Origin of the sequence: Paenibacillus taiwanensis DSM 18679 (assembly GCF_000425125.1) — a bacterium.
Lineage (GTDB): Bacteria > Bacillota > Bacilli > Paenibacillales > Paenibacillaceae > Paenibacillus_B > Paenibacillus_B taiwanensis.
Genome location: NZ_AULE01000003.1, coordinates 1 through 23,909, shown reverse-complemented (window position 1 = coordinate 23,909; position 23,909 = coordinate 1). Strand labels below are relative to the sequence as shown.

The window sequence follows — 23,909 nt, the reverse complement described above, 5'->3', positions numbered from 1 at the left end:
AAAAAGTATATTGGAGGTGGAACAAGCACTCCTTCTATCGATTAAACCCTCTTATTTTGGGCAACACTAGAACTAGATTCTAGCTGCTCTAATAGGAGGGTTTTATGATGTTGCGACAGATATTATTAATTACAGATGGCTGCTCCAATGTAGGTGTCCAGCCGGCAGTTGCTGCCGCGCAGGCAAGGGATGCAGGTATAGCAGTTAACGTTGTTGGTATAGTGGATGAAGGCACTATCGGAGAGTATGGGGCTGCGGAAATTGCCGACATTGCTAGAGCTGGCGGTGGCATCAGTAGAATTGTCAATCAGAGACAGCTTGCTCAAACGATGCAGATGATGACACGGAAGACGGTCGTGCAGACTATTCACCAAGCAGTCAATCATGAATTAAAACATATTCTAGGGCGCGAGGAAGAATCGGTACGAGTTGAAGTGCTGCCCCCTGAACAGCGTGCTGAAGTTGTCCGTGTTATGGATGAAATGGGAGAGGAAACACCCCTTCGTGTCGCGTTGTTAATTGATACTAGCGCAAGCATGAAACCTAAGCTTCCCGCTGTAGAAGAAGCTATTCACGATCTCATGTTAAGCCTGCAAGCTAGAAAAGGAAAAAGTGAACTAAGCGTATTTCATTTTCCAGGATCTCACGGGGACGAGCATGCAGTAATGGATATGGATTGGGCAGCCGATATGAATAGAGTAAGACGTTTGTTTCAACGGCTTAACATAAGGGGTACAACTCCTACAGGACCTGCCCTCTTGCATGTAATAGACTTTTACCAATATGATAGTAGGGCAAGAACGGACAATATTCCTTATTATTCAAGTTCCTCCAATAGGGAGGGCACGGGAACGGACGGGGTGTGGAGTGACTACATCGTATAAACGACAGCGGACGTTAGAGCGAATGCAGGAGATGCGTGCCGCTGTACTCAAGTCCGGTGAGAAAATTACAGGTTTATGGAATAATCGGACTTACCGAATCGTACGTTTGTTAGGACAGGGTGCGAACGGGGTTGTCTATTATGTGGAGCGGGTACGCAGCAATGGGGATCATTCAAGACCTGTAGAAGGTTATGCGCTCAAGGTTGGTGGAGACGCCATTGAATTTCAATCCGAAATTAATGCACTGAAAGCTTTAGAAAAAATAAAACGACAGCAAGCAAGTGGAAGCAGGGTTGGGCGCGATGAGGCCCGCCCTTTTCTTGTCGAAGCAGATGATACTGAAATAGCAGGACAAAAGATCCCATTTTATGTTATGCGTTATGTCCCAGGAATGACGTTATCCGTCTATATGAGGAAGCGAGGCTCGGATTGGTTCGGTTTTATCGGGGGCAAGTTGTTATCGAGGTTAGAATGGCTGCATGAGAACGGCTGGGTATTCGGAGATATTAAAGCTGACAATGTGTTGGTACGTCAAGATGGTGATGTTGAATTAGTTGATTATGGAGGGCTTACACCAGCGGGCAGCAGCATTCGTCAATTTACAGAGTGGTATGATAGAGGGTACTGGAATGCAGGATCACGAGTGGCAGATTTCGGCTACGATTTGTTTTCATTTGCGGTGCTGACCGTCCATTTGTTTAATGAAGAGAAGCTGAAGCAACGTATAGCGGGTGTGCTGCCGCAAATACGTCAGCGTGAAGATTTAATGGCGATCATCCGAGAGTGTCCCGTGTTAAATCCCTATGAATCGTGGCTATGCCGTGCCATCCACAGTAAATTTCATTCGACCAGACAGGCGAAAGAGGAATGGGTGAGGATTAGCAAGCAGGTTTATCGCATGCCACGTCGTGCACCTCGTCCGACACCTTCGTGGTTAAAAATGTCTTTTGCTGGCTCGGCGCTTCTCTTGCTAATAAGTGTGCTGTATTGGGCCTGGAGAGAACAATGGTGGTTAGGATAGCATTAAAGTCATAAGTAACATAAGAAGCAGGGAATTGTCATTTTGATTTAGAATTAAGTATGCAATAGGTCATGTAAGGATAGAAGGGTTAAAAGGTTGGAGGTAAATCACATGTCTGCACGTGAAGAAGCTGACCATTATGGCTGGCAGAGATGGATACAAGATCGACATGAGCAGGCGATGAAGCGCAAACTGTGGCATGCAGGTGATCGTATTGTGGTCGCAGTTTCCGGCGGACCTGATTCGATGCTTCTGATGCATATGCTTGCAAACATGAATTCAAGCGATTCGCTAGCGGGGCTCCAAGTGGTCGTTGCACATGTACATCATGGATTTCGTCAGGAGGAATCGGATGATGAGGCTTTACTCGTTGCGAAGCAAGCGGCACTGTTAGGCTTGCCGTTTGAGATGACTCGAGTTGATGCCCCAAGCCACGCGCAGCGGTACGGGATGAACGCTCAGGCGGCCGCCCGTGAGCTGCGTTATGCTTTTCTCCGTGAAGTTGCACGTAAGTATGGGGCGGCACGGGTTGCACTTGCACATCATGCAGATGATCAAGCGGAGACGGTGCTTATGCGATTTTTGCGTGGCACGGGCACTGCGGGGCTAAGCGGAATGGCGTGGAAGCGATCGGAGGAAGGTGTTAGCTACATTCGCCCGCTGCTTGATATGCGTAAGCAAGACATTGTGCAGCGCTGTGCATCAAGAGGCATTATTTATGCAAATGACAGCAGCAACAACAAGCGGAGTTATTTGCGAAACCGCCTTCGTCTGGATGTATTGCCAATATTGGAGCAGGAAAATCCCCGCTTGGTGGAGTCCTTGGGACAGATGGCTGAAATGATGCAGGGGGATCAGGATTGGCTAGAAAGCGAGACGCGATTCTTTTTTGAAAGTCATGTGAAAGCTTGGAAAGGTAGCCAATCTGTATCTGTAGAGACCTGTCTGCCTGAACTCACCAAGCAAGATGAACTCATTTCTTATTATGCCGCGACATATCGGGGCGGATGCCTTCTGGATCGTAACTTGTTTCTTAAGGTACATGTTGCTTTACAACGCAGGTTGATTAAACTAATATTAAATTATCTCTTACGGGAAGCGGAACAGGTCAATTACGACACCGTTGAACGGTTGCGGCTTATGGCGGTTCAAGAAGATCCGACGACTTTAAAGGCTGACGTCGGAGGCGGGGTACATTTTCATAAGGAATATAATCGCCTGATCTGGCTATTGGATTCCGAAACAGTACATCCAGATTTGTCGGAAAGTCAGCAAAGAGCTTTATGGATTGAACGTACAACGGCAGAGGGGACTTTGCAGCTGCCGACTCATGCAGGGACGATTTCTTGGACAATCGCTAGCTATAAGACGGGCTCGAATCATACATATGCATTGAAAAATAGCAGTGAGGCTGCGTTTGACGCGGATAAGCTGCAATGGCCAATTAAGATTCGAACGCGCATGCCGGGAGACCGGATGCGAGTTCAAGGACTAAATGGAAGCAAAAAAGTGCAAGATATGTTCGTCGACATGAAAGTGCCGCCAACGCTGCGTGACTCTTTGCCAGTCATTACGGATGGGCAAGGGAGTATTATCTGGATTCCAGAAGTACGGAGATCCGATATGGCACTGGTTCAGCCGGCAACACGCTCCATTTTACATATCGGATTCGCATCGTCACTTCGCAAATGAGATGTAACCATTCGTGTTGCCGCTTCGTATATAAGTGTGTTTCGTCAATGGATACTTGGATTTGCGAGAGCGATATTGGTTTGCCGTTCAATGACCGACCGTATGCCTGCCGCAACAAGCCAAGATTGACAGCAGCATTCATTTTCCTAGCGGTTCATGGATGAAGAGATGTAGTCATAAGTATTAGTATTCACTCTAGGAGGGGCCCATCATTGCATAACGACATTGAGAAAGTAGTATTCAGCGAAGAACAGATTCAAACGCGGGTGAAAGAGCTGGGTGAACAGCTAAGCCGTGATTACGCAGGTAAGCAGCCTCTTGCTATTTGTATTTTGAAGGGTGCTTTTATTTTTATGGCGGATCTGGTCAAGCGCGTTGATGTTCCAGTTGAAATGGACTTCATGGCGGTATCCAGCTACGGTGCATCCACTAAGTCCTCCGGCGTAGTCCGTATTATTAAAGATTTGGACGTGTCGGTTGAAGGTCGAGATGTGTTGATTGTGGAGGACATCATAGATACCGGGCTTACGCTTAGTTATCTTATTGAAGTTCTGCAAGGCCGCAAAGCGAACAGCATTAAAGTGGTTACGTTGTTCGATAAGCCAGCTCGACGGTCGGTGAATATGGAGGCTGATTACAAGGGATTTGTGCTGCCGGATGAATTTATCGTCGGGTACGGTCTGGATTATGCCGAGCAATACCGTAATCTGCCCTATATCGGAGTGCTGAAGCCAGAGATCTATACCGATAAGAAATAAAGCACAAACCTGCCATTATACGGTTCAAGCGAGTTGAGATGGTAAGACGTGCTATGATACAATAACTTCGTGTCTTTGAGAGGAGGTAGGGGATGAATCGGTTCATCAAGAATTCTGGTTTTTATCTGATTCTTTTTTTAGTCGTGGTGGGCATTGTTCAATTCATCGGAAGCGGCAACGAAGCCACAGACACCCCGAGATATGACCAGTTTCGCAAAGAGCTTTCGGCCAACAATATAGAAACACTTACTATGCAGTACGAAGGTCGAGCTTACTTGGTCATCGGTAAATATAAAAAAGTGCCAGAGGGCTCCAAGAGCCAATCCTTAAACTTCGTCACGTACATACCGGACAGTACTCCGGCTGTGCAAGAAGTAATGGATGCAAGTACCAAGCAGGGGGACTTGAAGTTCGAAATGAAGAAGATGGAAGAGCAAAGCCTGTGGCTGACGCTTCTAACATCCTTTGTTCCATTCATTATTATGTTCATCCTGTTCTTCTTCTTCTTTAATCAAGCTCAGGGCGGCGGCGGCAAAGTTATGAACTTTGGTAAGAGCCGTGCTCGTCTCTATAATGAAGAGAAGAAACGTGTCACCTTCGAAGATGTAGCAGGTGCAGATGAAGAAAAGCAAGAGCTTGTTGAAGTGGTCGAGTTCCTTAAAGATCCGCGCAAGTTTGCTGCACTTGGCGCTCGTATACCGAAGGGCGTTCTGTTGAACGGACCTCCAGGTACAGGTAAGACGTTGCTGGCCCGTGCAGTTGCGGGTGAAGCAGGCGTGCCATTCTTCAGCATCTCCGGTTCCGACTTTGTTGAGATGTTTGTTGGTGTCGGTGCGTCGCGTGTTCGTGATTTGTTTGAAAATGCGAAGAAAAATGCTCCATGTATTATTTTCATCGATGAAATCGATGCTGTCGGTCGTCAGCGTGGTGCCGGATTAGGTGGCGGCCATGACGAGCGGGAGCAAACACTTAACCAATTGCTAGTTGAGATGGATGGATTCGGCGCCAACGAAGGTATCATTATCGTAGCGGCAACGAACCGTCCAGATATTTTGGACCCTGCGTTGCTGCGTCCAGGCCGCTTCGACCGTCAAATTACGGTTGACCGTCCGGATGTAAAAGGCCGTGAGGCGGTGTTGAAGGTACATGCCCGCAACAAGCCGCTGAACAAGAATGTGAAGCTAGATACGATTGCGAAACGTACTACAGGCTTTACAGGCGCTGACCTGGAGAACTTGTTGAACGAAGCAGCTTTACTTGCTGCCCGCAAAAACCATAAAGACATTACGATGCAAGATGTGGATGAAGCGATTGACCGTGTCGTTATTGGTACGGAGAAGCGCAGCCGCGTCGTCAGCGACAAAGAGAAACGCGTAGTTGCTTATCATGAGTCAGGTCATGCGATTATCGGCTACTTCCTAGAAGCAGCAGATCAAGTGCACAAGATTACGATTGTGCCGCGTGGACGCGCTGGTGGATACGTTGCGATGGTACCGAAGGAAGACCGGATGCTGTTGACGAAGCAGGAATTGCTGGATCGTGTAACTGGGATGCTCGGGGGCCGTGTCGCGGAAGAAGTATTTATCGGTGAGATTGGTACTGGTGCATACAGTGACTTCCAACAAGCGACACGTATTATTCGCAGCATGATTATGGAATACGGTATGAGTGATAAGCTTGGACCGATGCAGTTCGGTTCTCGCCAAGGGGAAGTGTTCTTGGGACGCGACCTTGGACATGAGCAGAACTACTCTGATGCAATCGCTTATGAGATTGATCAAGAGATGCAGCGGATGATCAACGCTTGTTACGAGCGAGCCCGTCAAGTGTTGACAGAACGTTCGAAAGAGGTTCATTTGCTGGCGAACGCTTTGCTTGAGCGTGAAACGCTTGAGTTGGAAGACATGAAGCAGTTGATTGAGAATGGTGCGATTGACGATACTGTTAATCCATCCTCTTCTGAGACAGCGGAGACAGTAACAACTGTTGAGAATACGGGAGATGTTAAAGTGAACCTGGTGAGTAAACCAGAGAAGCTTGGACCTTCCGCTTGGGATTCCAAGCCTGAATCTACATCAACGGATACGGATTCCAAATCAGCAGATGCGACTGCTACTCAGACGCCATCACCTTCCGAAACAAAGCCTGAATCAAACTTGGAGGGTACTGCTAAAGACGGTACAGAGCAGCCAGAGAAGAAAGACGAAGACAAATAATGTGACTGGGATACCAGTTCATATAAGAAGAGCGTGCCTTGCAGGTACGCTCTTCTTGACGTATACACATACATGCTGCCTAATGTGGCGACAAAAGCTCTAAGCCGATGTATGAGTAAGGATAAGTGAAGGAATACTTCGGATACGGACAACTACTGCGCACGATGCGTGTAATTGTGAATTGACACACGTAATAGCGTTGTGTAAATTAGGTGTTAATGACAAGGCCAAGGGGTGAAGTTTACGTGCAGTTGGAAGCACTAGCATTGGCGCGTAAGGAAGAGCAGAATCGAGAGCTGCGCGAGCGGCTTATACAGTTGAAGAAAGAACGTAATGCTATCATACTGGCGCATTATTATCAGCGCGATGAGATTCAAGAGGTGGCTGATTTCCGGGGGGACTCGTTCTTGTTGGCTCAAAAGGCAGCAGAGACGGATGCAGATGTGATCGTATTCTGCGGAGTACACTTTATGGGGGAGAGCGCAAAGATATTAGCGCCTAACAAAACCGTCATTATTCCTGATGAGCGTGCTGGTTGCCCGATGGCTGATATGGTGAATGTAGATGGACTTCGCAAGCTGAAGGCTCAGCATCCCAATGCGAAGGTTGTAACATATATTAACTCCTCAGCGGACATCAAGGCAGAAACAGATATTTGCTGTACTTCCTCTAACGCGGTTAAAGTAATTGAATCGATTGATGCTGAAGAGATTATATGGGTACCAGATAAGAACCTTGGCCATTATGTGCAAGATATGACAGGCAGAGAGATGATTATCTGGGAAGGTTACTGTAACACTCATGATATGCTAACGGTTAAAGATGTAGTTGAGATGAAAGCCAAATATCCTAACGCTGCCTTTGTTGTACACCCAGAATGCAGACCCGAGGTTGTGGCAATGGGGGATTTTGTCGGAAGTACGACTGCGATACTTCAATATTGTCGGGATTCAGAGTATACAGAATTCATTGTGGGAACCGAAGATGGAACCGGATACCAGCTGCGAAAAGACAGTCCGCATAAATCGTTCCATTTTGCAACGAAATATTTGGTTTGTCCCAACATGAAAGTAAACAACTTGAAAAAGCTCGTGAAATGTCTCGAAACGATGCAGCCGCAAATTTATGTTCCGCCGCAAGTTGCCGAGAAAGCACGGTTATCATTGGAGCGCATGTTACAGGTGAAGTAGTAGCATGCGCTACTCTTCTGTAAGCGAGTTATGTACGCAAGAGCGGATAATAAGGAGTGAACGGATATGATACCTCCGTATTTGATCGATTTTTCACTAGATGAACTGCCACATGAAGAGACCGATGTAATTATTATCGGAGCGGGAATTGCGGGGTTATTTGCGGCGATCAAGGCTAGCCGTAAACACCGAGTCACCATTATTACGAAGAAGTCGCTCTTTGACAGCAATACTCGGTATGCACAGGGTGGTATTGCAGCTGTGATATCTGATGATGATTCTCCCGCCTATCACCGTCAGGATACATTAGTTGCAGGTGCCGGTTTATGCTCGCCGGAGGCAGTTAATGTGTTGGTTCATGAAGGACCAGACGGTGTTAAAGAGTTAATGAAGATGGGGACAGAGTTTGATTTTGAAAATGGCGAGCTGGCCTTGACTAAGGAAGGTGCACATAGTCATCGCAGAATTTTGCATGCTCATGGTGATGCAACAGGCTTTGAAATTGTACGTGCCTTAGCCGAAAAAGTTAAAAACATTCCAAACATAACCGTTTGGGATGATCATTTTGCTATCGATTTAATTATTAAAGATTGCGAATGTCTCGGGGCTATTGTACAGCGCCCTGACAGTGAGCGTGTATATATAACGGGGAAGGCAACAATTCTATGTACAGGCGGGACAGGTCAACTGTATCGATATACGACTAACCCAGAAGTAGCCACAGGTGACGGTATCGCTATGGCGTATCGAGCAGGTGCATACATACAGGACATGGAGTTTAACCAATTTCATCCTACTGCCCTCAGCTATCCAGGAGCACCACGCTTCTTGATTTCAGAAGCGGTACGAGGTGAAGGTGCAGTGCTGCGCAATATTAAGGGAGAACGCTTTATGGAACGGTACCACCACCAGCAGGAGTTGGCTCCGCGTGATATTGTAGCTCGTGCAATAGTTAGTGAAATGGAAGCTACCAAGTCTACCTTTGTATATTTGGACATTACCCATGAATCTGAGGAAATGGTGAAGCATCGTTTTCCCACTATATATGAGACCTGCTTACAGTACGGACTTGATTTGACTAGCGATTGGATTCCAGTCTCACCTGCAGCCCATTACATGATGGGTGGCGTGAAGACAGATTTGAACGGCGAGACTAATATCGGCCGCTTGTTTGCTTGTGGGGAGACTTCTTCTACTGGTGTTCATGGTGCAAATCGCTTGGCTAGCAATTCATTGTCTGAGGCTATTGTGTTTGGTCGCCGAATTGTAGAGCGTATTCATCAGTTATCTCAGCCAACCAATCGAGTGAAGGGGCTGTCGGTGCAGTCCGGTCGTCATGACATACCGATGCAGGCCGTCGTTGAACGACGCCTCAAATTGCAAAAAATAATGGTTCGGTATGCTGGTTTACGCCGTGATGCCGAAGGGATGATAAAAGGGCTTGACGAATTGAAGCGTCAGCTTGGCTTCTTCCAATCGCGTTTAACGAGAAGAGAAGAGTATGAATTTGCAAACTTACTTACTTGTGCGCTGCTTGTAACCGAATCGGCATATTGGCGGCAGGAGAGCCGCGGCGCCCATTATCGGGAAGATTTTTCAGATCGTGACGATGGGCATTGGCGCAAACACACCCTGATTCATCGTGAACGAGGTATTACAGAGGAGAGAATTAACGATGTTTAATATAGAGCGCTTGGCGCTGCGCGAGCAAATTGCAGCGTGGCTTAAGGAAGATATCGGTACAGGTGATGTTACGACAGCGTTTACTGTACCTAAAGGGCAACAATCCAAAGGCATTATTCATGCCAAAGAAGATGGTGTCATCGCGGGGCTTCCTGTTGCCGAAGCTGTGTTCGAAGTCGTTGACCCCCATCTCACGTTTCATGCCTTCGTGCAAGAAGGTGAACGTGTTCAGAAGGGTACAATACTAGCTGAGGTTGAAGGCAGCACACACAGTATATTAACGGGCGAGCGTTTGGCGCTTAACTTGATGCAGCGTATGTCCGGTATTGCCACGAAAACAGCTGTATTTGTGGAGGCCATTGCGGGCCTACCGGTTAGGCTTGTTGATACGCGCAAGACAACTCCTGGACATCGTGCGCTTGAAAAATATGCGGTACGTGTCGGAGGAGGCGCCAACCATCGGTATGGCTTGTACGATGCAGTTATGATTAAAGACAATCATATTAAGGGTGCAGGTAGTATACGTGATGCGGTGTCACGGGCACGTGAGCATATTCCGTATACGATGAAAATTGAAGTTGAAACAGAATCTATGGATCAAGTACAACAAGCTATTCAAGCAGGCGCAGATATTATTATGTTGGATAATATGAGCTCGACACATATGCAGGAAGCGGTTAAAGTGATCCGTGAACAAGCGCCGCATGTGTTAATCGAAGCCTCTGGAGGTGTAACCTTGGAGACTATCCGTGACAAAGCTTTGTCTGGTGTCGATGTTATCTCTGTAGGTGCGCTTACCTATTCCTTTCATGCATTAGATATTAGTCTGGATCTTAATGAGAAGAAAGTGGGGTAAAGCTGTGGTTCTCGTCATAGACGTAGGGAATACCAATATTGTGCTTGGTGTTTATAGAGGGAACAAGCTTCTTCACCATTGGCGCTTAGCGACAAATCGTCAGGCCACTTCGGATGAATATGGTGTGATGATTCACAATTTATTGTCCATGTCGCAACTATCGGTACAAGATATCGATGGTGTTATTATCTCATCTGTTGTTCCTCCGATTATGCGGACAATGGAACAGCTTTGTGATACTTATCTAGGAAAAGAACCGCTTATCGTTGGACCTGGCATTAAGACGGGTCTTAATATTCGTTATGAGAATCCTCGTGAAGTCGGGGCAGACCGCATTGTCAATGCAGTGGCCGCTATCGAGATATATGGTATCGGGCAACCGCTTGTTATTGTGGATTTTGGAACAGCAACGACGTTTGACGTGATCGATCCCAAGGGCAACTATATGGGAGGAGCGATCGTCCCTGGCATTGGAATTTCAACAGAAGCGTTGTACCAGAGAGCAGCCAAGCTGCCCCGAATTGAATTAACCAAACCCAAGTCAGTCATTGGACGTAATACGATCCACTCGATGCAGGCGGGAATTATTTTTGGATATGCAGGTCAGGTAGATGGCATTATAGGACGTATTGAGGCGGAGCTTGGGACAAAGCCGCGTGTTATTGGAACCGGTGGGCTAGCCGAATTGATCAGTAGTGAATCCATGACGATGCAGGAGACTAATCCACTGCTTACATTGGAAGGTCTTCGTATTATTTATCAACGAAATATAGTGTAACTATTTGATACATTAGCGCGTCTAACATTTTACAGGCAACAGGAGGCAATTAAGAATGACTACAAGCAATGAATCAACATCTGTAAAAGAAGAGCGTGTTGATACTCTAGTACGCGGTACTGCGTTAAATGGTAAAGTACGTGTATTTGCAGTACGTACAACTCATCTTGTGGATGAGCTTCAACATCGTCACCAGACTTACCCCACAGCGACTGCGGCGCTCGGACGGACAGTGACGGCAGCCGCCATGATGGGGGCAATGATGAAAGGTGAGGAAAAGCTCACCGTGCAGGTTAAAGGGGAGGGACCGCTCGGACAAATCGTAGCGGATGCCAATGCAAAGGGTGAAGTAAGAGGTTATGTTACACATCCACAAGTCCATTTGGCCAGCAACAATCAAGGCAAGCTTGACGTCGCCGGAGCAGTAGGCCGTGATGGCTTTATCCATGTGACGAAGGATTTGGGTCTAAAAGAGCCTTATCGTGGCAGCTCGCCTATTATCTCAGGTGAATTAGGTGAAGACTTTACGTACTATTTCGCTACTTCTGAACAAACACCTTCAGCAGTCGGATTGGGTGTGCTCGTTGATGTAGACAACACGGTTATACATGCGGGTGGGTTTATCATTCAGTTGCTGCCAGGCTTAAGTGATGAGGAGATTGGAAAGATTGAGCAGTCACTTAGTGCTTTACCGCCTATTACTTCGCTGCTGAGCCAAGGTCTCGAATTGGAAGAAATGCTGAGCTGGGTTGTAGATGATGTGCAAATTATGGAGCATATGCCCATTGTCTTCCGCTGCCAGTGCTCACAGGAGCGAGTAGAACAGACGCTGATCAGCCTGGGCAAGCAAGAGCTGCAAGCTATCATTGAAGAAGAAGGACAGGCGGAAGTGATGTGCCACTTCTGTAATGAAGCGTATACGTTTAATAGAGAGAAGCTACAGGAGCTAGTTGCACAAGTGAATAAGTAAGTCATAAGCAGCAACAATGGATGAACTTGAATGTTGAAAGTCAGTAGCTTTAAGCCATGTACGTTCGAAGTAAGCAATGAGGATAAGGAAATTAAGCCATATGACCAAAGTAGTCAAGAGCTTATGGGTCTGTATCTTTATACTGTTTACCTGTGTCCTTGTACTGGGAGGCATTCTTATATTTCGAGCTGATTCTTCTGAAAGCAAATCTAGCCTAGTAGGCGACCCTTCCCCAGCACCTCCAATACTGGCCACCGTTGGTGGCAATCCGATAACTAAAGAGGAATGGATCGGGGAACTGCAACGGCAGTATGGCATGCTGGTGCTAGATCAGATGATGACATTAAAGGCGATACAGTTGGAAGCAGAAGTGTTAGCCATTAGTGTTACGGATGAGGAAGCGGCCGCAGAGCTGCGTCTTCAGATGGCTGGCTATGAAAGCGAGGAAGCCTACTATACAGCGATGCGGGAACAGTTAGGTATGAGCCCGGCGCAGATTCGAGATGATGCAATTAATCATCTCCGACTAGAGAAAGTAGCGATTCACGGCATTCAGGTATCAGAAGATGAGATAGATCAGTATTTGACCGAACATAGGGACCAATTCGAGTCTACTATTTCTTATGAGCTGTCGCATATTGTAACAAGTACGCTGGCTGATGCGAAGCAGGTGTCAGATAGGCTTGCTGAGGGAGAGGAATTCTCTGAATTGGCACGCCAATATTCTAAAGATGCCTTTAGCTCGGCGGCTGGCGGTATTTTAGGATGGATTGACGATGATGATCCCTTTTTAGCTGCAAACGAGCTGATGACCGCCGCCCAGTTGGAGGTCGGACAGTGGTCGGAGCCGGTTAAGATTACGGATGGATATGCAATCGTAATGTTAAGCGGACGCAAGCAGGATGATCCGCTTGGGCGCAGCTCGGTTCGACAGCGAGCTCGGCGGGAGGTCGCTTTGTCCAAGGCCGATCCACTTACAGAAGTTGAACGAAAGCTGCGAGTGAAGTATGAGGCGAAGCTGCTGGATCACGAGGCAGATTCCTAATTTACGATATGTAAGAAGAGATGACAAAAGAAGCAATGATGAGAGTAGGCACAGGCGCTCATCATTGCTTCTTTTTCTAGTGACTAAAGTACCACATTTTTCAAAATGTGTATTGACATCGTGATATAACGTTGATAAGATAGGTGATAATAAAACCAACTGAATTACTCGGAAATAAATAAGCTTCATTTTATTATAGGGAGGGCATTATTATGGCAAGAATCGTTAACAGCGTGACGGAACTAATCGGAGATACACCGATTGTCCGCTTGAATCGAATCGTTCCCGAAGGCAGTGCTGAGGTATATGTTAAGCTTGAGTATCAAAACCCAGGTTCAAGTGTTAAAGATCGTATTGCTATTAGCATGATTGAAGTGGCTGAAGCTGAAGGTCACTTGAAGCCAGGAGCGACAATCGTAGAACCTACAAGTGGAAATACAGGAATCGGACTTGCAATGGTAGCAGCTGCGAAAGGGTATAGAGCCATATTGGTTATGCCTGAAACGATGAGTCTTGAGCGTCGTAACTTGCTGCGCGCATATGGCGCCGAGCTTGTGTTGACACCAGGATCCGAAGGTATGAACGGCGCAGTTCGCAAGGCCGAAGAGCTTGCTGCTGAGAATCCGAGCTACTTCATTCCGCAACAATTCAAGAATCAAGCTAACGTGAAGATTCATCTGGAGACGACAGGACCCGAAATTGTTGAAGCGATTAATGCTTTGGATGGCAAATTGGACGGCTTTGTCGCAGGGATTGGTACTGGAGGAACGATCTCTGGTGCGGGAGAGATTTTAAAGCAGAACTTCCCAGACGTGCGTATCGTCGCAGTAGAACCTGCTGCCTCGCCGATCTTGTCCGGAGGTAAGCCCGGACCACATAAGATTCAAGGTATCGGTGCTAACTTTATCCCTGATATTTTAAATCGTGAGATTTATGATCAAGTTATTACGATCGAGAATGAAGATGCTTTTGAGACTGCACGTCGTGTTGCCAAGGAGGAAGGATTATTGGTCGGAATTTCCTCCGGTGCAGCAATTAATGCGGCCCTTCAACTAGCGAAGGAGCTAGGAGCAGGCAAACGTGTCATCGCTATTGTACCAAGCAACGGCGAGCGCTATCTTAGCACACCACTCTTTAATTTTGAGGATTAATCTGCGGTTTAATTTGGAAAGCGACGCAGGTACGCTAGCGCTGAACACTAACGATTAACATGTCTGTAGATAACCCCCCGCTGAATGATGCAGGTGATCCCTGTATCTGGTTAGCGGGGGGTTCGTTGTCTCCCTTTCGTCACATTCGTCTTTCTATTATACTAGGTGTATTCCATGGCGGATTGCGTACACAGCAGACTTGTAGTCGGCGCAGTCAGCGATATACAACAATGAGGTGAACGAGTGATTCAGATGAATATGACAACGCCTATGCAGTCTTGCTCCTTGGAGCAATGGCGTATTTGGATGGATAACGGATATACAATTTTGCCTTATATAGAATCCTATTGTATGGACACAAGATATCATCGTATGCCTTCTTGGATGGAGGCCTGGAAAGAGGCAGCGCCAAACAGCTTCGTGCTAGAAAGCGGCAAGGATGGAAGGTACACATTCCTAGGGCTAGAGCCGGTATCCGTTTTATCTGGTAAAGGGCATGCAGCAACTATAATAACTGGCGATCAACACCTTGAGCATTTAGATATGGAGCCTTTAGCAGCGATTAAGCATTGGATGTCTCCTTTTCGTTCCCCTCGTGTCGAAGGCATGCCTAAGTTTACTGGTGGTTGCGTCGGTTATCTCAGCTATGACGTCGCACGTTCTATAGAACGTCTTCCTCATATAGCGCAAGATGATTTAGAGCTGCCGGATTACGTATTTTTGCAAATGAATGAACTATGGATTATGGATCATCAAGAGCATATGTTGTATTGTGCTGTAATGACAAATTGGCCTCAAGCCAGCACTGAAGGGTTAACCGAAGCGTATGCCGCAGCTGTGCAGCGCGTTGCCTGTATGAAACAAAGCTGGGAAAAGTGGTTGTCGGCTGCGGAGCAGGCCTCAGCAGTGCATCAACGTGAATTGCGTGAACAGTTGCTGCAAGAGGGACTAGCTATCGATGTGGAGGCATACGAGGGCGTTACGGCCGCGTTTCCGAAGGAGGACTTCAAAGCGGCTGTAAGACGTATTCAAGCCTATATCAGTCAAGGTGATGTGTTTCAGGTCAATCTGTCCATGCGTCAAATGCGTAAAGTAAAAGAATCTCCCGAGCAGTTGTATGAATGGCTGCGACAGGTGAATCCGTCTCCGTATATGGGTTTGATGCGATTTGCAGACTTCCAGCTTGTGTCTTGCTCACCTGAACTGCTGGTTAAGCTTGAGCGGGGTGAAGTTACAGCTAGACCGATTGCGGGAACGAGGCGCAGAGGTCGTACACCAGAAGAAGATGCGCTAATGGCAGAAGAACTGCGTACCAATGAGAAGGAACGTGCGGAGCACATTATGCTGGTCGATCTCGATCGGAACGATTTGGGCCGCATTTCTCAATACGGATCTGTTCGTGTAGATGAACTGATGGCTATTGAATATTATTCCCATGTGATGCATCTTGTCTCGAATGTGCGCGGCAAGCTGGCAGACGGCAAAGATGCGTACGATGTAATCCGGGCCAAATTTCCTGGGGGAACGATTACTGGCGCTCCCAAAGTACGCACGATGGAGATTATAGAAGAGCTTGAACCTGTTCGTCGCGGCCCCTACACGGGTTCCTTTGGATGGATTGACTATAACGGCGATATGGAATTAAATATAATTATTCGCACTTTAACAATGAAGGACGGCATTGCACATATTCAGGCCGGGGCAGGTATCGTCATCGATTCTGATCCAGAACGTGAATATGTAGAGAGTCTAAGTAAAGCCAAGGCGTTATGGAAAGCCGTTCAGATGAGCGAACGTTCATTGGATGAGCTGCGCGCAAGCCCATAAGGACGGGGAGGTATCACTGATGATACTCGTTATCGATAATTATGATTCATTTACGTATAATCTGGTTCAGTACTTAGGGGAGCTTGGAGAGGATGTTCAGGTATACCGCAATGATGCGATAACGCTTGCCGAGATCGAGCAATTAAAACCAAATCACATATTGTTATCGCCAGGTCCATGTACACCTAATGAAGCGGGGATTACGCTCGCTGTTATCGACCATTTCAAAGGTAGAATTCCGATCTTTGGTGTATGTCTTGGGCATCAGGCCATTGGACAGGCATTCGGTGGCCATGTCATTCGTGCAGCACGATTGATGCATGGCAAAACATCACCAATTCACCATCATGGCAAGTCAGTCTTTCGCGGGCTTCCGTCTCCATTCACTGCAACACGTTATCATTCTTTAATTGTAGAACGGGAGACGCTGCCCGAATGCCTAGAGATAACGGCTGAGACGGCTGAGGGAGAGATTATGGGGCTGCGCCATAAACAATTTCTTATTGAGGGCGTACAATTTCACCCGGAATCCATCATTACTGACCACGGACATCAGATGCTGCGTAACTTTCTTTCTGCAAAGGCAGGGGAGTGACGTGACGATCATCGGTTGGAACGGCAAGTTAAGGTCAGCGGAGGAAGCTGTGGTCCCGGTGTGGGATCACGGCTTTTTATACGGAATGACGTTATTTGAGACGATGAGGACTTATAACGGACGTCCTTATTTGCTAGAGCAGCATTTGGATCGTCTGCATAGTGCATGTGATGACTTAGGTATTATACTTCGTATACAACGTGACGAGATGGCTATCCATATTAGAGACGTCATGCATGCAAATGGGCTTGATGAGGGCTATATTAGGCTTACAGTCAGTGCAGGGGAACAGGGTTTCGGCCTGCCAACCGATTGTTATGCACATCCCATCGTCATGGTTCTGACCAAGCCACTTCCTCCTCTTCCAGAAGAGCTTTACAAGACAGGACGTCCGCTTCAGCTTCTCACCACTAGAAGGAACAGCCCAGAATCCATCATTCGCCACAAATCAGGCCACTACATGAACAACATATTAGCCAAGCGGGAACTGATGACGTATCCGTCAGCGGAACTTGGAGCAGAGGGGCTTATGCTGAATGAACATGGCTATGTGGCGGAAGGTATTGTAAGTAATGTATTTGCTGTAGTGGATCATACGCTGGTTACGCCTGCTATCCATACGGGCATATTGCCTGGCATTACACGAGCCCGTGTAATCGAGTTAGCATATGAACAAGGGCTAACTACAAAAGAATATTGCTTTGGCTGGGAAACGCTGCTACAGGCAACAGAAGTATTCGTAACTACTTCTGTTCAAGAAATTGTGCCTGTAACTACTTTATGGAGTGATAAGCATACGGAAGTAATAATAGGCGAGGGACACATCGGGCCCGTCACGCAGCAATTGCTGGCAGCTTACCGTCGCGAAGCTGCTTGTTGGTCAGACTTAGCATGAATGTTCATCGTCCGTGCACAACTTGTGACGCAACGAGACGATGTAGATGTATGTAGGAGGTGTGTCGAAGATGTTGGCACCAACCATTTATGAACGAACGTATACGTTGAATGGCGCTAGCTTAAAGCTGGGACGCAACACTTTAATTATGGGCATTTTAAATGTGACACCCGATTCCTTCTCGGACGGCGGGCAATACAGCCGTATTGATCATGCGGTTGAACATGCCAGACAGATGATAGCAGATGGTGCTCATATACTGGATATTGGTGGCGAATCTACTAGGCCTGGTTCTGCGCCGGTTGGACAGGAAGAAGAGCTTAGACGAGTTTTGCCTGTTATTGAGGCATTACATGCTGAGATGCCGCATATTCCGTTGTCTGTGGATACCTACAAAGCAGAGGTCGCGAAGCGGGCCTTACTCGCAGGAGCGCACATCATTAATGATATATGGGGATGTAAGAAGGATGCGAAGATGGCACACATAGCTGCTGAATTCGACTGTCCGATCATACTGATGCACAACCGCCCTGAACGTAATTATACGAATTATGTGGAGGATATAAAGCAAGACTTGTTGGAGAGTGTAGCTTTGGCCAAGCTTACAGGCGTACAAGATAGCCACATCTGGTTAGATCCAGGCATTGGATTTGCTAAAAATGGAGATGACAATTTACGATTGATGCATCATTTGGATGAATTGGTCGCTCTTGGTTATCCGGTGTTGCTTGGGACGTCTCGTAAACGATTTATTCGGGACACTTTGCAGCTTCCTGTTGATGATGTTGTAGAAGGAACGTTAGCCACCACCACACTTGGCATAACTCAAGGCTGCCAGATTGTCCGCGTGCATGATGTAAAGTCTAACGCTCGTACTGCGCGGATGTGTGATGCGATGTTGAGCAAGCAAGCTGCTAGAAGCATGTAATGAGATTCAATAAAGGATTGGTAACTATACAATAGCAACAAGGGGTGACCAGAATGAGCGACTTGCCTACTTTTCAAGATATAATACCGATACCAACACGTGTTGTTAAGCCTGATCGTATGAAGCTGGCACGGATGGCTTTCTTCGGCAAGCATGGGGTATTTGAAGAAGAACGAAGACTAGGCCAAAATTGGTTTGTAGATCTGGATTTACAAGTAGATATGCAGCAGGCGGGGGTAAGCGACAACCTGGAGCTTTCAATTAACTACGCATTGATTCACGAGGTAGTGAAGTCAATTGTAGAGCAAGAATCGCACTTGTTGGTGGAAAGACTGACGGAGCGTATCGCGACTGTGCTGCTTGCTACGTTCCCGCTTATCAATGAGGCGACCGTTCGTGTAACAAAGCCTAATCCTCCATTTGACATTCACTTTTCAGGTGTTACCATTGAAATGACGCGCGCGCGCGTTAGTGACGGAGGCGAACAATCATCATGACAGCATGGAAGGAAGCTTATATCGCATTAGGTGCAAACCTGGGGGAGCGGGAGCGGACCATATGCACTGCGCTGCGCATGCTTCATCAACGTGATGATATTCGTGTCACTCGGTGTTCTGCCGTATATGAGACGGACCCTGTTGGATATGAGGATCAGCCTGCATTTTTGAATATGACAGCCTGTGTAGCTACTACATTGGAGCCCTTAGCGTTATTGGACATTATGCTTGAAATTGAGCAACAACTAGGGCGTGTTCGTGATATTCCTAATGGTCCACGTACGATTGATCTTGATCTATTGTGGATGAGCGGGTACATATCTCACAATGACAGATTGATTTTGCCACATCCTCGTATGGGGGAACGGTTGTTTGTTCTTGTGCCTTTGTCGGACATTGTTCTCGAACAGGAGCAGAACTTACACGCATTCGTGCGGGAACGCTTGGGTACACTGGAAGGAAAGGAAGGAATTCGGCTGTGGGGACGATTCGAATCAGCAAACGAATTCGTGCTTTCCGCAAGCTCCGGGGATTAACACAACAACAATTGGCGGAAAAGACGGATGTATCGGTCACCGTTATTGGCGAGCTGGAGAGAGGCAACCGAAGTGCGGATCACCATATGGTTGAACGTATTGCAGGGGTGCTTCGGGTATCAGTTAGCGAATTGACGGGCGAAGCTAATACGAGCACAAACAGCACAAACACATAGAGAATGGCAACTAGAGGAAGGAGCGTGAGCGAGATGCTGAAGATCGCTGGTATTGAAATGAAAAATCGAGTCGTGCTGGCCCCAATGGCAGGGGTATGTAACCCGGCGTTTCGATTGATTGCAAAGGAGTTCGGCTGCGGCTTGGTGTGTGCCGAGATGGTAAGTGACAAGGCGCTCGTTCATGGAAATGAACGTACACGTGAAATGCTATATGTAGACGATCGTGAGAAACCGCTAAGTTTGCAAATATTTGGCGGAGATCGTCAATCATTAGTGGAAGCAGCGAAGATTGTCGATAAAGAGTCAAATGCAGACATTATCGACATCAATATGGGCTGTCCTGTACCTAAAGTAACAAAATGTGATGCGGGTGCAAGATGGCTGCTAAATCCCGACAAAATTTACGAAATGGTATCAGCAGTCGTTGACGCAGTTGACAAGCCTGTAACTGTCAAAATGCGTATTGGTTGGGATGATGAACATATTTTTGTGGTAGACAATGCACTTGCAGTACAGCGTGCAGGGGGGCAAGCCGTTAGTGTTCACGGACGAACAAGAGAACAACTTTATACGGGTACTGCTGACTGGAGTTACATTAAGCAAGTAAAAGAAGCAGTTGACATTCCGGTTATAGGTAACGGTGACGTATTTACCCCTGAAGATGCAAAGAAAATGCTGGAGACTACAGGCTGCGATGGTGTTATGGTCGGAAGAGGAGCACTAGGCAATCCGTGGATGTTGTATCGAACCGTACAGTATTTGACGAATGGTGAGCTGATGCCCGACCCGACGGCAGAGGAGAAAGTACGTATCGCAGTTGTTCATATGGATCGTTTAATTGCACTTAAAGGTGAACATGTAGCCGTTAAAGAAATGCGCAAACATTTGGCGTGGTATTTGAAAGGTCTACCGGGAGCAGCACGTGTTAAGGACGCCATAATGGAAGAGACGCATCGCGATGAAGTTGTGCGTATGCTGGAACGTTATGTGGAGCAGGTAAATGCGGGTGAGTTTGATCGTGTACGTGGGACCTCTGCAACGGAGCAGGACACACAATCGGACAATGTCCATTGAAGCGTTTTCAATAGAGGGTGTTTGGTCTCATTGACTTTTACAAATTCATCCCATATAATTCAACATTAGAAAAATCGCCTCGGGTCTTGATGTGTTGACTGTGCTGTATGTTGGCCCTAATCATACGCAAGAGAGTCATCATGTGCGGTTAGAGCCATATGATGGAATAAGGTATTCGCCGCGGCTGCCCGGATTTCACCGGGGTATTTTACATTTCAATATACAACAGACAGTTCGTGTTGCGAAAATAATGATCATGACAGGAGAATCGGTAAGATGAGCGATAAAGAAGTAATTCTGACTCAGGACGGCCTTAAAAAACTGGAGGAGGAGCTGGACAATCTCAAATCCGTAAAACGCCGCGAAGTGGCAGAGCGTATTAAAGTAGCGATCGGCTACGGAGATATCAGCGAGAACTCTGAGTATGAAGACGCCAAGAACGAGCAAGCCTTTATCGAAGGCCGTGTCATTACTTTGGAGAAAATGCTGCGTAACGCACGTATCATCAACAACGATGATATTAATACAGACATCGTAAGCATTGGATCTACCGTTATCGTTGAAGACTTGGAGTATGGCGACAAGATGGAATATGCAATCGTTGGTACTGCGGAGTCAGATCCTCTGAAAAATAAAATTTCCAATGAGAGTCCAGTAGGAAAAGCAATTCTTGGCAAAGGCGTTGGCACTGTTGTTGATGTGAGCGTTCCTGCGGGTGTTATTCAATACAAGATCGTCGAAATTAAAGGTAACTAATCAGCCTAGTCTAATTAGGTTGGCTTAACGATCCTTTTGCATTTTAAAGAACAATGGTTAAGAAGCTTCCGTAAGGGAGCTTTTTTTCCATACTTAATAGCTTGAACATTCATATGGCTACTCTGTTATACTAAGAAAAGAACAATAACGCATTCACGTGCTTCATTACAATAAGGTCATAACGGGAAGGCCAACGATGGAATTCGAACAAGTAACGGATGTGCGCGAGCCGTTATGTTATTTGCCGTTATGCTATTTTGAGAATTACAATGAATGGATTGCATTGGTTTGCAAAAATAAGGGAGTGAACTTCATGACGGATGTCGTTAATCAGGAAGTGGAACTAAGCGAGTTACTACAGATTCGCCGTGACAAATTAGAGGAATTACGCAAGCTTGGCATTGACCCGTTCGGAACAAAGTACACACGTACACATACAGCTAAAGCGGTATTGGACAGCTATGTGGATATGCCAAAGGAAGAACTAGAGGAACAACATGTAGAAGTAAGCCTTGCAGGTCGTATTATGGCTAAGCGGGGAATGGGGAAAGCAAGCTTTGCACATATTCAAGACCTGACAGGTCGTATTCAAATATATGTACGTCAAGACACGATCCCTACAGAGAAATACGAAGCGTTTAGTTTGCTTGATATCGGTGATATTATCGGTGTGCGTGGCGTGGTATTTAAAACTAAGACAGGTGAGACTTCTATTAAAGTCCTTGATCTTGAAATACTATCCAAGTCGTTGTATCCACTGCCGGACAAGTTCCACGGCTTGAAAGACGTTGAGCTTCGCTATCGCCAGCGTTATGTAGATCTTATTGTGAGCCCTGATGTGCAGCAAACATTTATTACCCGTTCACGTATTATTCAGTCGATGCGTCGTTATCTGGACGGACAGGGCTTTTTGGAAGTAGAAACACCAACATTGCACGCTATCGCAGGTGGTGCTGCTGCGCGTCCATTTATTACGCATCATAATGCACTCGATATGCAATTGTACATGCGTATTGCTATTGAATTGCACTTGAAGCGCCTTATTGTAGGTGGGATGGAGAAAGTATACGAAATCGGTCGCGTATATAGAAACGAGGGGATATCCACTCGTCACAATCCGGAGTTCACGATGATTGAATTGTATGAAGCATACGCTGACTACGAGGATATCATGAGCTTGACAGAGAACTTGATTGCACACATCGCACAAGAGGTACTCGGGACGACGAAGATCAAGTATCAAGATTATGATGTTGATCTGACTCCACAATGGCGCCGTGTATCCATGGTGGATGCAGTTAAGGAAGCGACAGGGGTGGACTTCTCCGTTCATATGACGGATGAGGAAGCACATAGCTTTGCCAAACAACATAAAGTAAAAGTTGAACCACACTTCTCATTTGGTCATATTTTAAATGCGTTCTTTGAGGAGTTTGTAGAAGAAACATTAATTCAGCCTACATTTGTAACCGGACATCCAGTTGAAATATCTCCACTCGCGAAGAAAAATGAACAAGATCCTCGCTTTACGGATCGTTTTGAGCTGTTTATCGTTGCGCGTGAGCATGCAAATGCATTTTCGGAGCTAAATGATCCGATCGATCAACGTCAGCGCTTTGAGTCACAATTGCAAGAACGTGAACATGGTAATGATGAAGCACATGAGATGGATGACGACTTTATCCGCGCGTTAGAATATGGTATGCCGCCAACAGGTGGTCTTGGTATTGGAGTAGACCGGTTGGTAATGCTCTTGGCTAACGCTCCGTCCATTCGTGATGTGCTGTTGTTCCCGCATATGCGTGATCGTGGCAACGCCTAAGGGTGACTTATATTCGAGACCGACTCCAAGCAGTCGGTCTTCTTACTTTATTAGGAACCATGAATAAGCAACATCCCGTTTACGTTGAGGTCATGCGTGTAATGAATAGAACGTATAAGTATGTTGGGAATAGTCGTGTTAGAACAAGGTAAGAGGGCTATATCATTAATAGTATATATGTATTTTTTTACCTGTTGCACTGTATATGGGGCTATGGTATATTAATTAAGTCGCCGCTGAGCGACACGGTAAAATGAAGCGAAAGAGTGCTTCACTAACCATTACATTGTTCCTTGAAAACTGAACAACGAGCAACGTTGAATGAAGGACATGATTTTGGTCATGAAGCGCATTTAACGGGAATGTTAAGAATCACGAGATTTATCTCGTCAGCAATACAATGAGCAAGTCAAACACTTGAGTGAAATTTGATCACAATCTTTGATTGTGCAGCGAAATTCGCTTTAATGGAGAGTTTGATCCTGGCTCAGGACGAACGCTGGCGGCGTGCCTAATACATGCAAGTCGAGCGGAGTTGATGAGGTGCTTGCACCTCTGA

At 46.6% G+C, this 23,909-nt stretch carries 22 protein-coding genes and 1 rRNA gene; all 23 read left to right on the top strand.

Going from position 1 to position 23,909, the window contains the following annotated elements:
- The first annotated feature begins 110 nt into the window (after positions 1-110).
- On the top strand, positions 111-884 hold the full coding sequence (locus H509_RS0101050; protein ID WP_028543432.1) for a vWA domain-containing protein: 774 nt from the start codon (positions 111-113) through the stop codon (positions 882-884).
- Positions 868-1,905, top strand: coding sequence for a protein kinase domain-containing protein (locus H509_RS0101045; protein ID WP_245595955.1), 1,038 nt, complete (start codon positions 868-870; stop codon positions 1,903-1,905). Before H509_RS0101050 ends, H509_RS0101045 begins: the two co-directional genes overlap by 17 nt.
- A 111-nt stretch (positions 1,906-2,016) precedes the next feature.
- Entirely contained in the window at positions 2,017-3,597 is a 1,581-nt protein-coding gene (gene tilS, locus H509_RS0101040; RefSeq protein ID WP_051286753.1) for a tRNA lysidine(34) synthetase TilS, read from the top strand.
- A gap of 212 nt (positions 3,598-3,809) precedes the next feature.
- The gene (gene hpt, locus H509_RS0101035) at positions 3,810-4,355 is read left to right on the top strand and encodes a hypoxanthine phosphoribosyltransferase (RefSeq protein WP_028543429.1); all 546 of its coding nucleotides are present in this window, start codon (positions 3,810-3,812) and stop codon (positions 4,353-4,355) included.
- A 92-nt stretch (positions 4,356-4,447) separates the two neighbouring features.
- Positions 4,448-6,571 carry an ATP-dependent zinc metalloprotease FtsH gene (gene ftsH, locus H509_RS0101030; RefSeq protein ID WP_028543428.1) on the top strand — a complete coding sequence of 708 codons (2,124 nt, stop codon included), beginning with the start codon at positions 4,448-4,450 and terminating at the stop codon, positions 6,569-6,571.
- A gap of 251 nt (positions 6,572-6,822) precedes the next feature.
- The gene (nadA, locus tag H509_RS0101025; RefSeq protein ID WP_028543427.1) at positions 6,823-7,761 is read left to right on the top strand and encodes a quinolinate synthase NadA; all 939 of its coding nucleotides are present in this window, start codon (positions 6,823-6,825) and stop codon (positions 7,759-7,761) included.
- 66 nt (positions 7,762-7,827) lie between these two features.
- Entirely contained in the window at positions 7,828-9,444 is a 1,617-nt protein-coding gene (nadB, locus tag H509_RS0101020) for an L-aspartate oxidase (protein ID WP_028543426.1), read from the top strand.
- A complete protein-coding gene (gene nadC, locus H509_RS0101015; protein ID WP_028543425.1) occupies positions 9,437-10,300 on the top strand; it encodes a carboxylating nicotinate-nucleotide diphosphorylase in 864 nt (287 codons plus the stop codon). The genes nadB and nadC overlap by 8 nt, the downstream gene beginning before the upstream one ends.
- A 4-nt stretch (positions 10,301-10,304) precedes the next feature.
- Positions 10,305-11,078, top strand: coding sequence for a type III pantothenate kinase (locus H509_RS0101010; protein ID WP_028543424.1), 774 nt, complete (start codon positions 10,305-10,307; stop codon positions 11,076-11,078).
- Between the two features lie 55 nt (positions 11,079-11,133).
- Positions 11,134-12,048, top strand: a complete 915-nt coding sequence (gene hslO / locus H509_RS0101005) for an Hsp33 family molecular chaperone HslO (protein ID WP_028543423.1) — start codon at positions 11,134-11,136, stop codon at positions 12,046-12,048.
- Positions 12,049-12,148: 100 nt separating this feature from the next.
- Positions 12,149-13,093, top strand: a complete 945-nt coding sequence (locus H509_RS0101000) for a peptidylprolyl isomerase (protein WP_028543422.1) — start codon at positions 12,149-12,151, stop codon at positions 13,091-13,093.
- Positions 13,094-13,305: 212 nt separating this feature from the next.
- Positions 13,306-14,244 (top strand): cysteine synthase A, encoded by a 939-nt coding sequence (gene cysK / locus H509_RS0100995; RefSeq protein WP_028543421.1) that lies wholly within the window; start codon positions 13,306-13,308, stop codon positions 14,242-14,244.
- Positions 14,245-14,496: 252 nt separating this feature from the next.
- On the top strand, positions 14,497-16,071 hold the full coding sequence (locus H509_RS0100990; RefSeq protein WP_245595961.1) for an anthranilate synthase component I family protein: 1,575 nt from the start codon (positions 14,497-14,499) through the stop codon (positions 16,069-16,071).
- A gap of 19 nt (positions 16,072-16,090) precedes the next feature.
- The gene (gene pabA, locus H509_RS0100985) at positions 16,091-16,666 is read left to right on the top strand and encodes an aminodeoxychorismate/anthranilate synthase component II (protein WP_028543419.1); all 576 of its coding nucleotides are present in this window, start codon (positions 16,091-16,093) and stop codon (positions 16,664-16,666) included.
- Between the two features lies 1 nt (position 16,667).
- On the top strand, positions 16,668-17,561 hold the full coding sequence (locus tag H509_RS0100980) for an aminotransferase class IV (protein WP_028543418.1): 894 nt from the start codon (positions 16,668-16,670) through the stop codon (positions 17,559-17,561).
- Positions 17,562-17,631: 70 nt separating this feature from the next.
- Positions 17,632-18,489 carry a dihydropteroate synthase gene (folP, locus tag H509_RS0100975; RefSeq protein WP_028543417.1) on the top strand — a complete coding sequence of 286 codons (858 nt, stop codon included), beginning with the start codon at positions 17,632-17,634 and terminating at the stop codon, positions 18,487-18,489.
- Between the two features lie 53 nt (positions 18,490-18,542).
- Positions 18,543-18,986 (top strand): dihydroneopterin aldolase, encoded by a 444-nt coding sequence (gene folB, locus H509_RS0100970; protein ID WP_051286752.1) that lies wholly within the window; start codon positions 18,543-18,545, stop codon positions 18,984-18,986.
- A complete protein-coding gene (gene folK / locus H509_RS0100965) occupies positions 18,983-19,522 on the top strand; it encodes a 2-amino-4-hydroxy-6-hydroxymethyldihydropteridine diphosphokinase (protein WP_028543415.1) in 540 nt (179 codons plus the stop codon). Before folB ends, folK begins: the two co-directional genes overlap by 4 nt.
- Positions 19,465-19,698 carry a helix-turn-helix domain-containing protein gene (locus H509_RS0100960; RefSeq protein ID WP_036695792.1) on the top strand — a complete coding sequence of 78 codons (234 nt, stop codon included), beginning with the start codon at positions 19,465-19,467 and terminating at the stop codon, positions 19,696-19,698. The genes folK and H509_RS0100960 overlap by 58 nt, the downstream gene beginning before the upstream one ends.
- 33 nt (positions 19,699-19,731) lie before the next feature.
- Positions 19,732-20,772 (top strand): tRNA dihydrouridine synthase DusB, encoded by a 1,041-nt coding sequence (gene dusB / locus H509_RS23945; RefSeq protein WP_245595954.1) that lies wholly within the window; start codon positions 19,732-19,734, stop codon positions 20,770-20,772.
- A gap of 276 nt (positions 20,773-21,048) precedes the next feature.
- A complete protein-coding gene (gene greA, locus H509_RS0100950; protein ID WP_028543413.1) occupies positions 21,049-21,528 on the top strand; it encodes a transcription elongation factor GreA in 480 nt (159 codons plus the stop codon).
- Between the two features lie 313 nt (positions 21,529-21,841).
- On the top strand, positions 21,842-23,350 hold the full coding sequence (gene lysS / locus H509_RS0100945) for a lysine--tRNA ligase (RefSeq protein WP_028543412.1): 1,509 nt from the start codon (positions 21,842-21,844) through the stop codon (positions 23,348-23,350).
- A gap of 464 nt (positions 23,351-23,814) precedes the next feature.
- Positions 23,815-23,909, top strand: a 16S ribosomal RNA gene (locus tag H509_RS0100940); the annotation flags it as partial.

Excerpts from the sequence above, each read along its gene's own strand:
- tilS (WP_051286753.1), top strand. The coding sequence starts at position 2,017 with ATGTCTGCACGTGAAGAAGCTGACCATTATGGCTGGCAGAGATGGATA.
- ftsH (WP_028543428.1), top strand. The coding sequence starts at position 4,448 with ATGAATCGGTTCATCAAGAATTCTGGTTTTTATCTGATTCTTTTTTTA.
- nadB (WP_028543426.1), top strand. The coding sequence starts at position 7,828 with ATGATACCTCCGTATTTGATCGATTTTTCACTAGATGAACTGCCACAT.
- nadC (WP_028543425.1), top strand. The coding sequence starts at position 9,437 with ATGTTTAATATAGAGCGCTTGGCGCTGCGCGAGCAAATTGCAGCGTGG.
- hslO (WP_028543423.1), top strand. The coding sequence starts at position 11,134 with ATGACTACAAGCAATGAATCAACATCTGTAAAAGAAGAGCGTGTTGAT.
- H509_RS0101000 (WP_028543422.1), top strand. The coding sequence starts at position 12,149 with ATGACCAAAGTAGTCAAGAGCTTATGGGTCTGTATCTTTATACTGTTT.
- cysK (WP_028543421.1), top strand. The coding sequence starts at position 13,306 with ATGGCAAGAATCGTTAACAGCGTGACGGAACTAATCGGAGATACACCG.
- H509_RS0100990 (WP_245595961.1), top strand. The coding sequence starts at position 14,497 with ATGAATATGACAACGCCTATGCAGTCTTGCTCCTTGGAGCAATGGCGT.
- pabA (WP_028543419.1), top strand. The coding sequence starts at position 16,091 with ATGATACTCGTTATCGATAATTATGATTCATTTACGTATAATCTGGTT.
- folP (WP_028543417.1), top strand. The coding sequence starts at position 17,632 with ATGTTGGCACCAACCATTTATGAACGAACGTATACGTTGAATGGCGCT.
- folB (WP_051286752.1), top strand. The coding sequence starts at position 18,543 with ATGAGCGACTTGCCTACTTTTCAAGATATAATACCGATACCAACACGT.
- folK (WP_028543415.1), top strand. The coding sequence starts at position 18,983 with ATGACAGCATGGAAGGAAGCTTATATCGCATTAGGTGCAAACCTGGGG.
- dusB (WP_245595954.1), top strand. The coding sequence starts at position 19,732 with ATGCTGAAGATCGCTGGTATTGAAATGAAAAATCGAGTCGTGCTGGCC.
- greA (WP_028543413.1), top strand. The coding sequence starts at position 21,049 with ATGAGCGATAAAGAAGTAATTCTGACTCAGGACGGCCTTAAAAAACTG.
- lysS (WP_028543412.1), top strand. The coding sequence starts at position 21,842 with ATGACGGATGTCGTTAATCAGGAAGTGGAACTAAGCGAGTTACTACAG.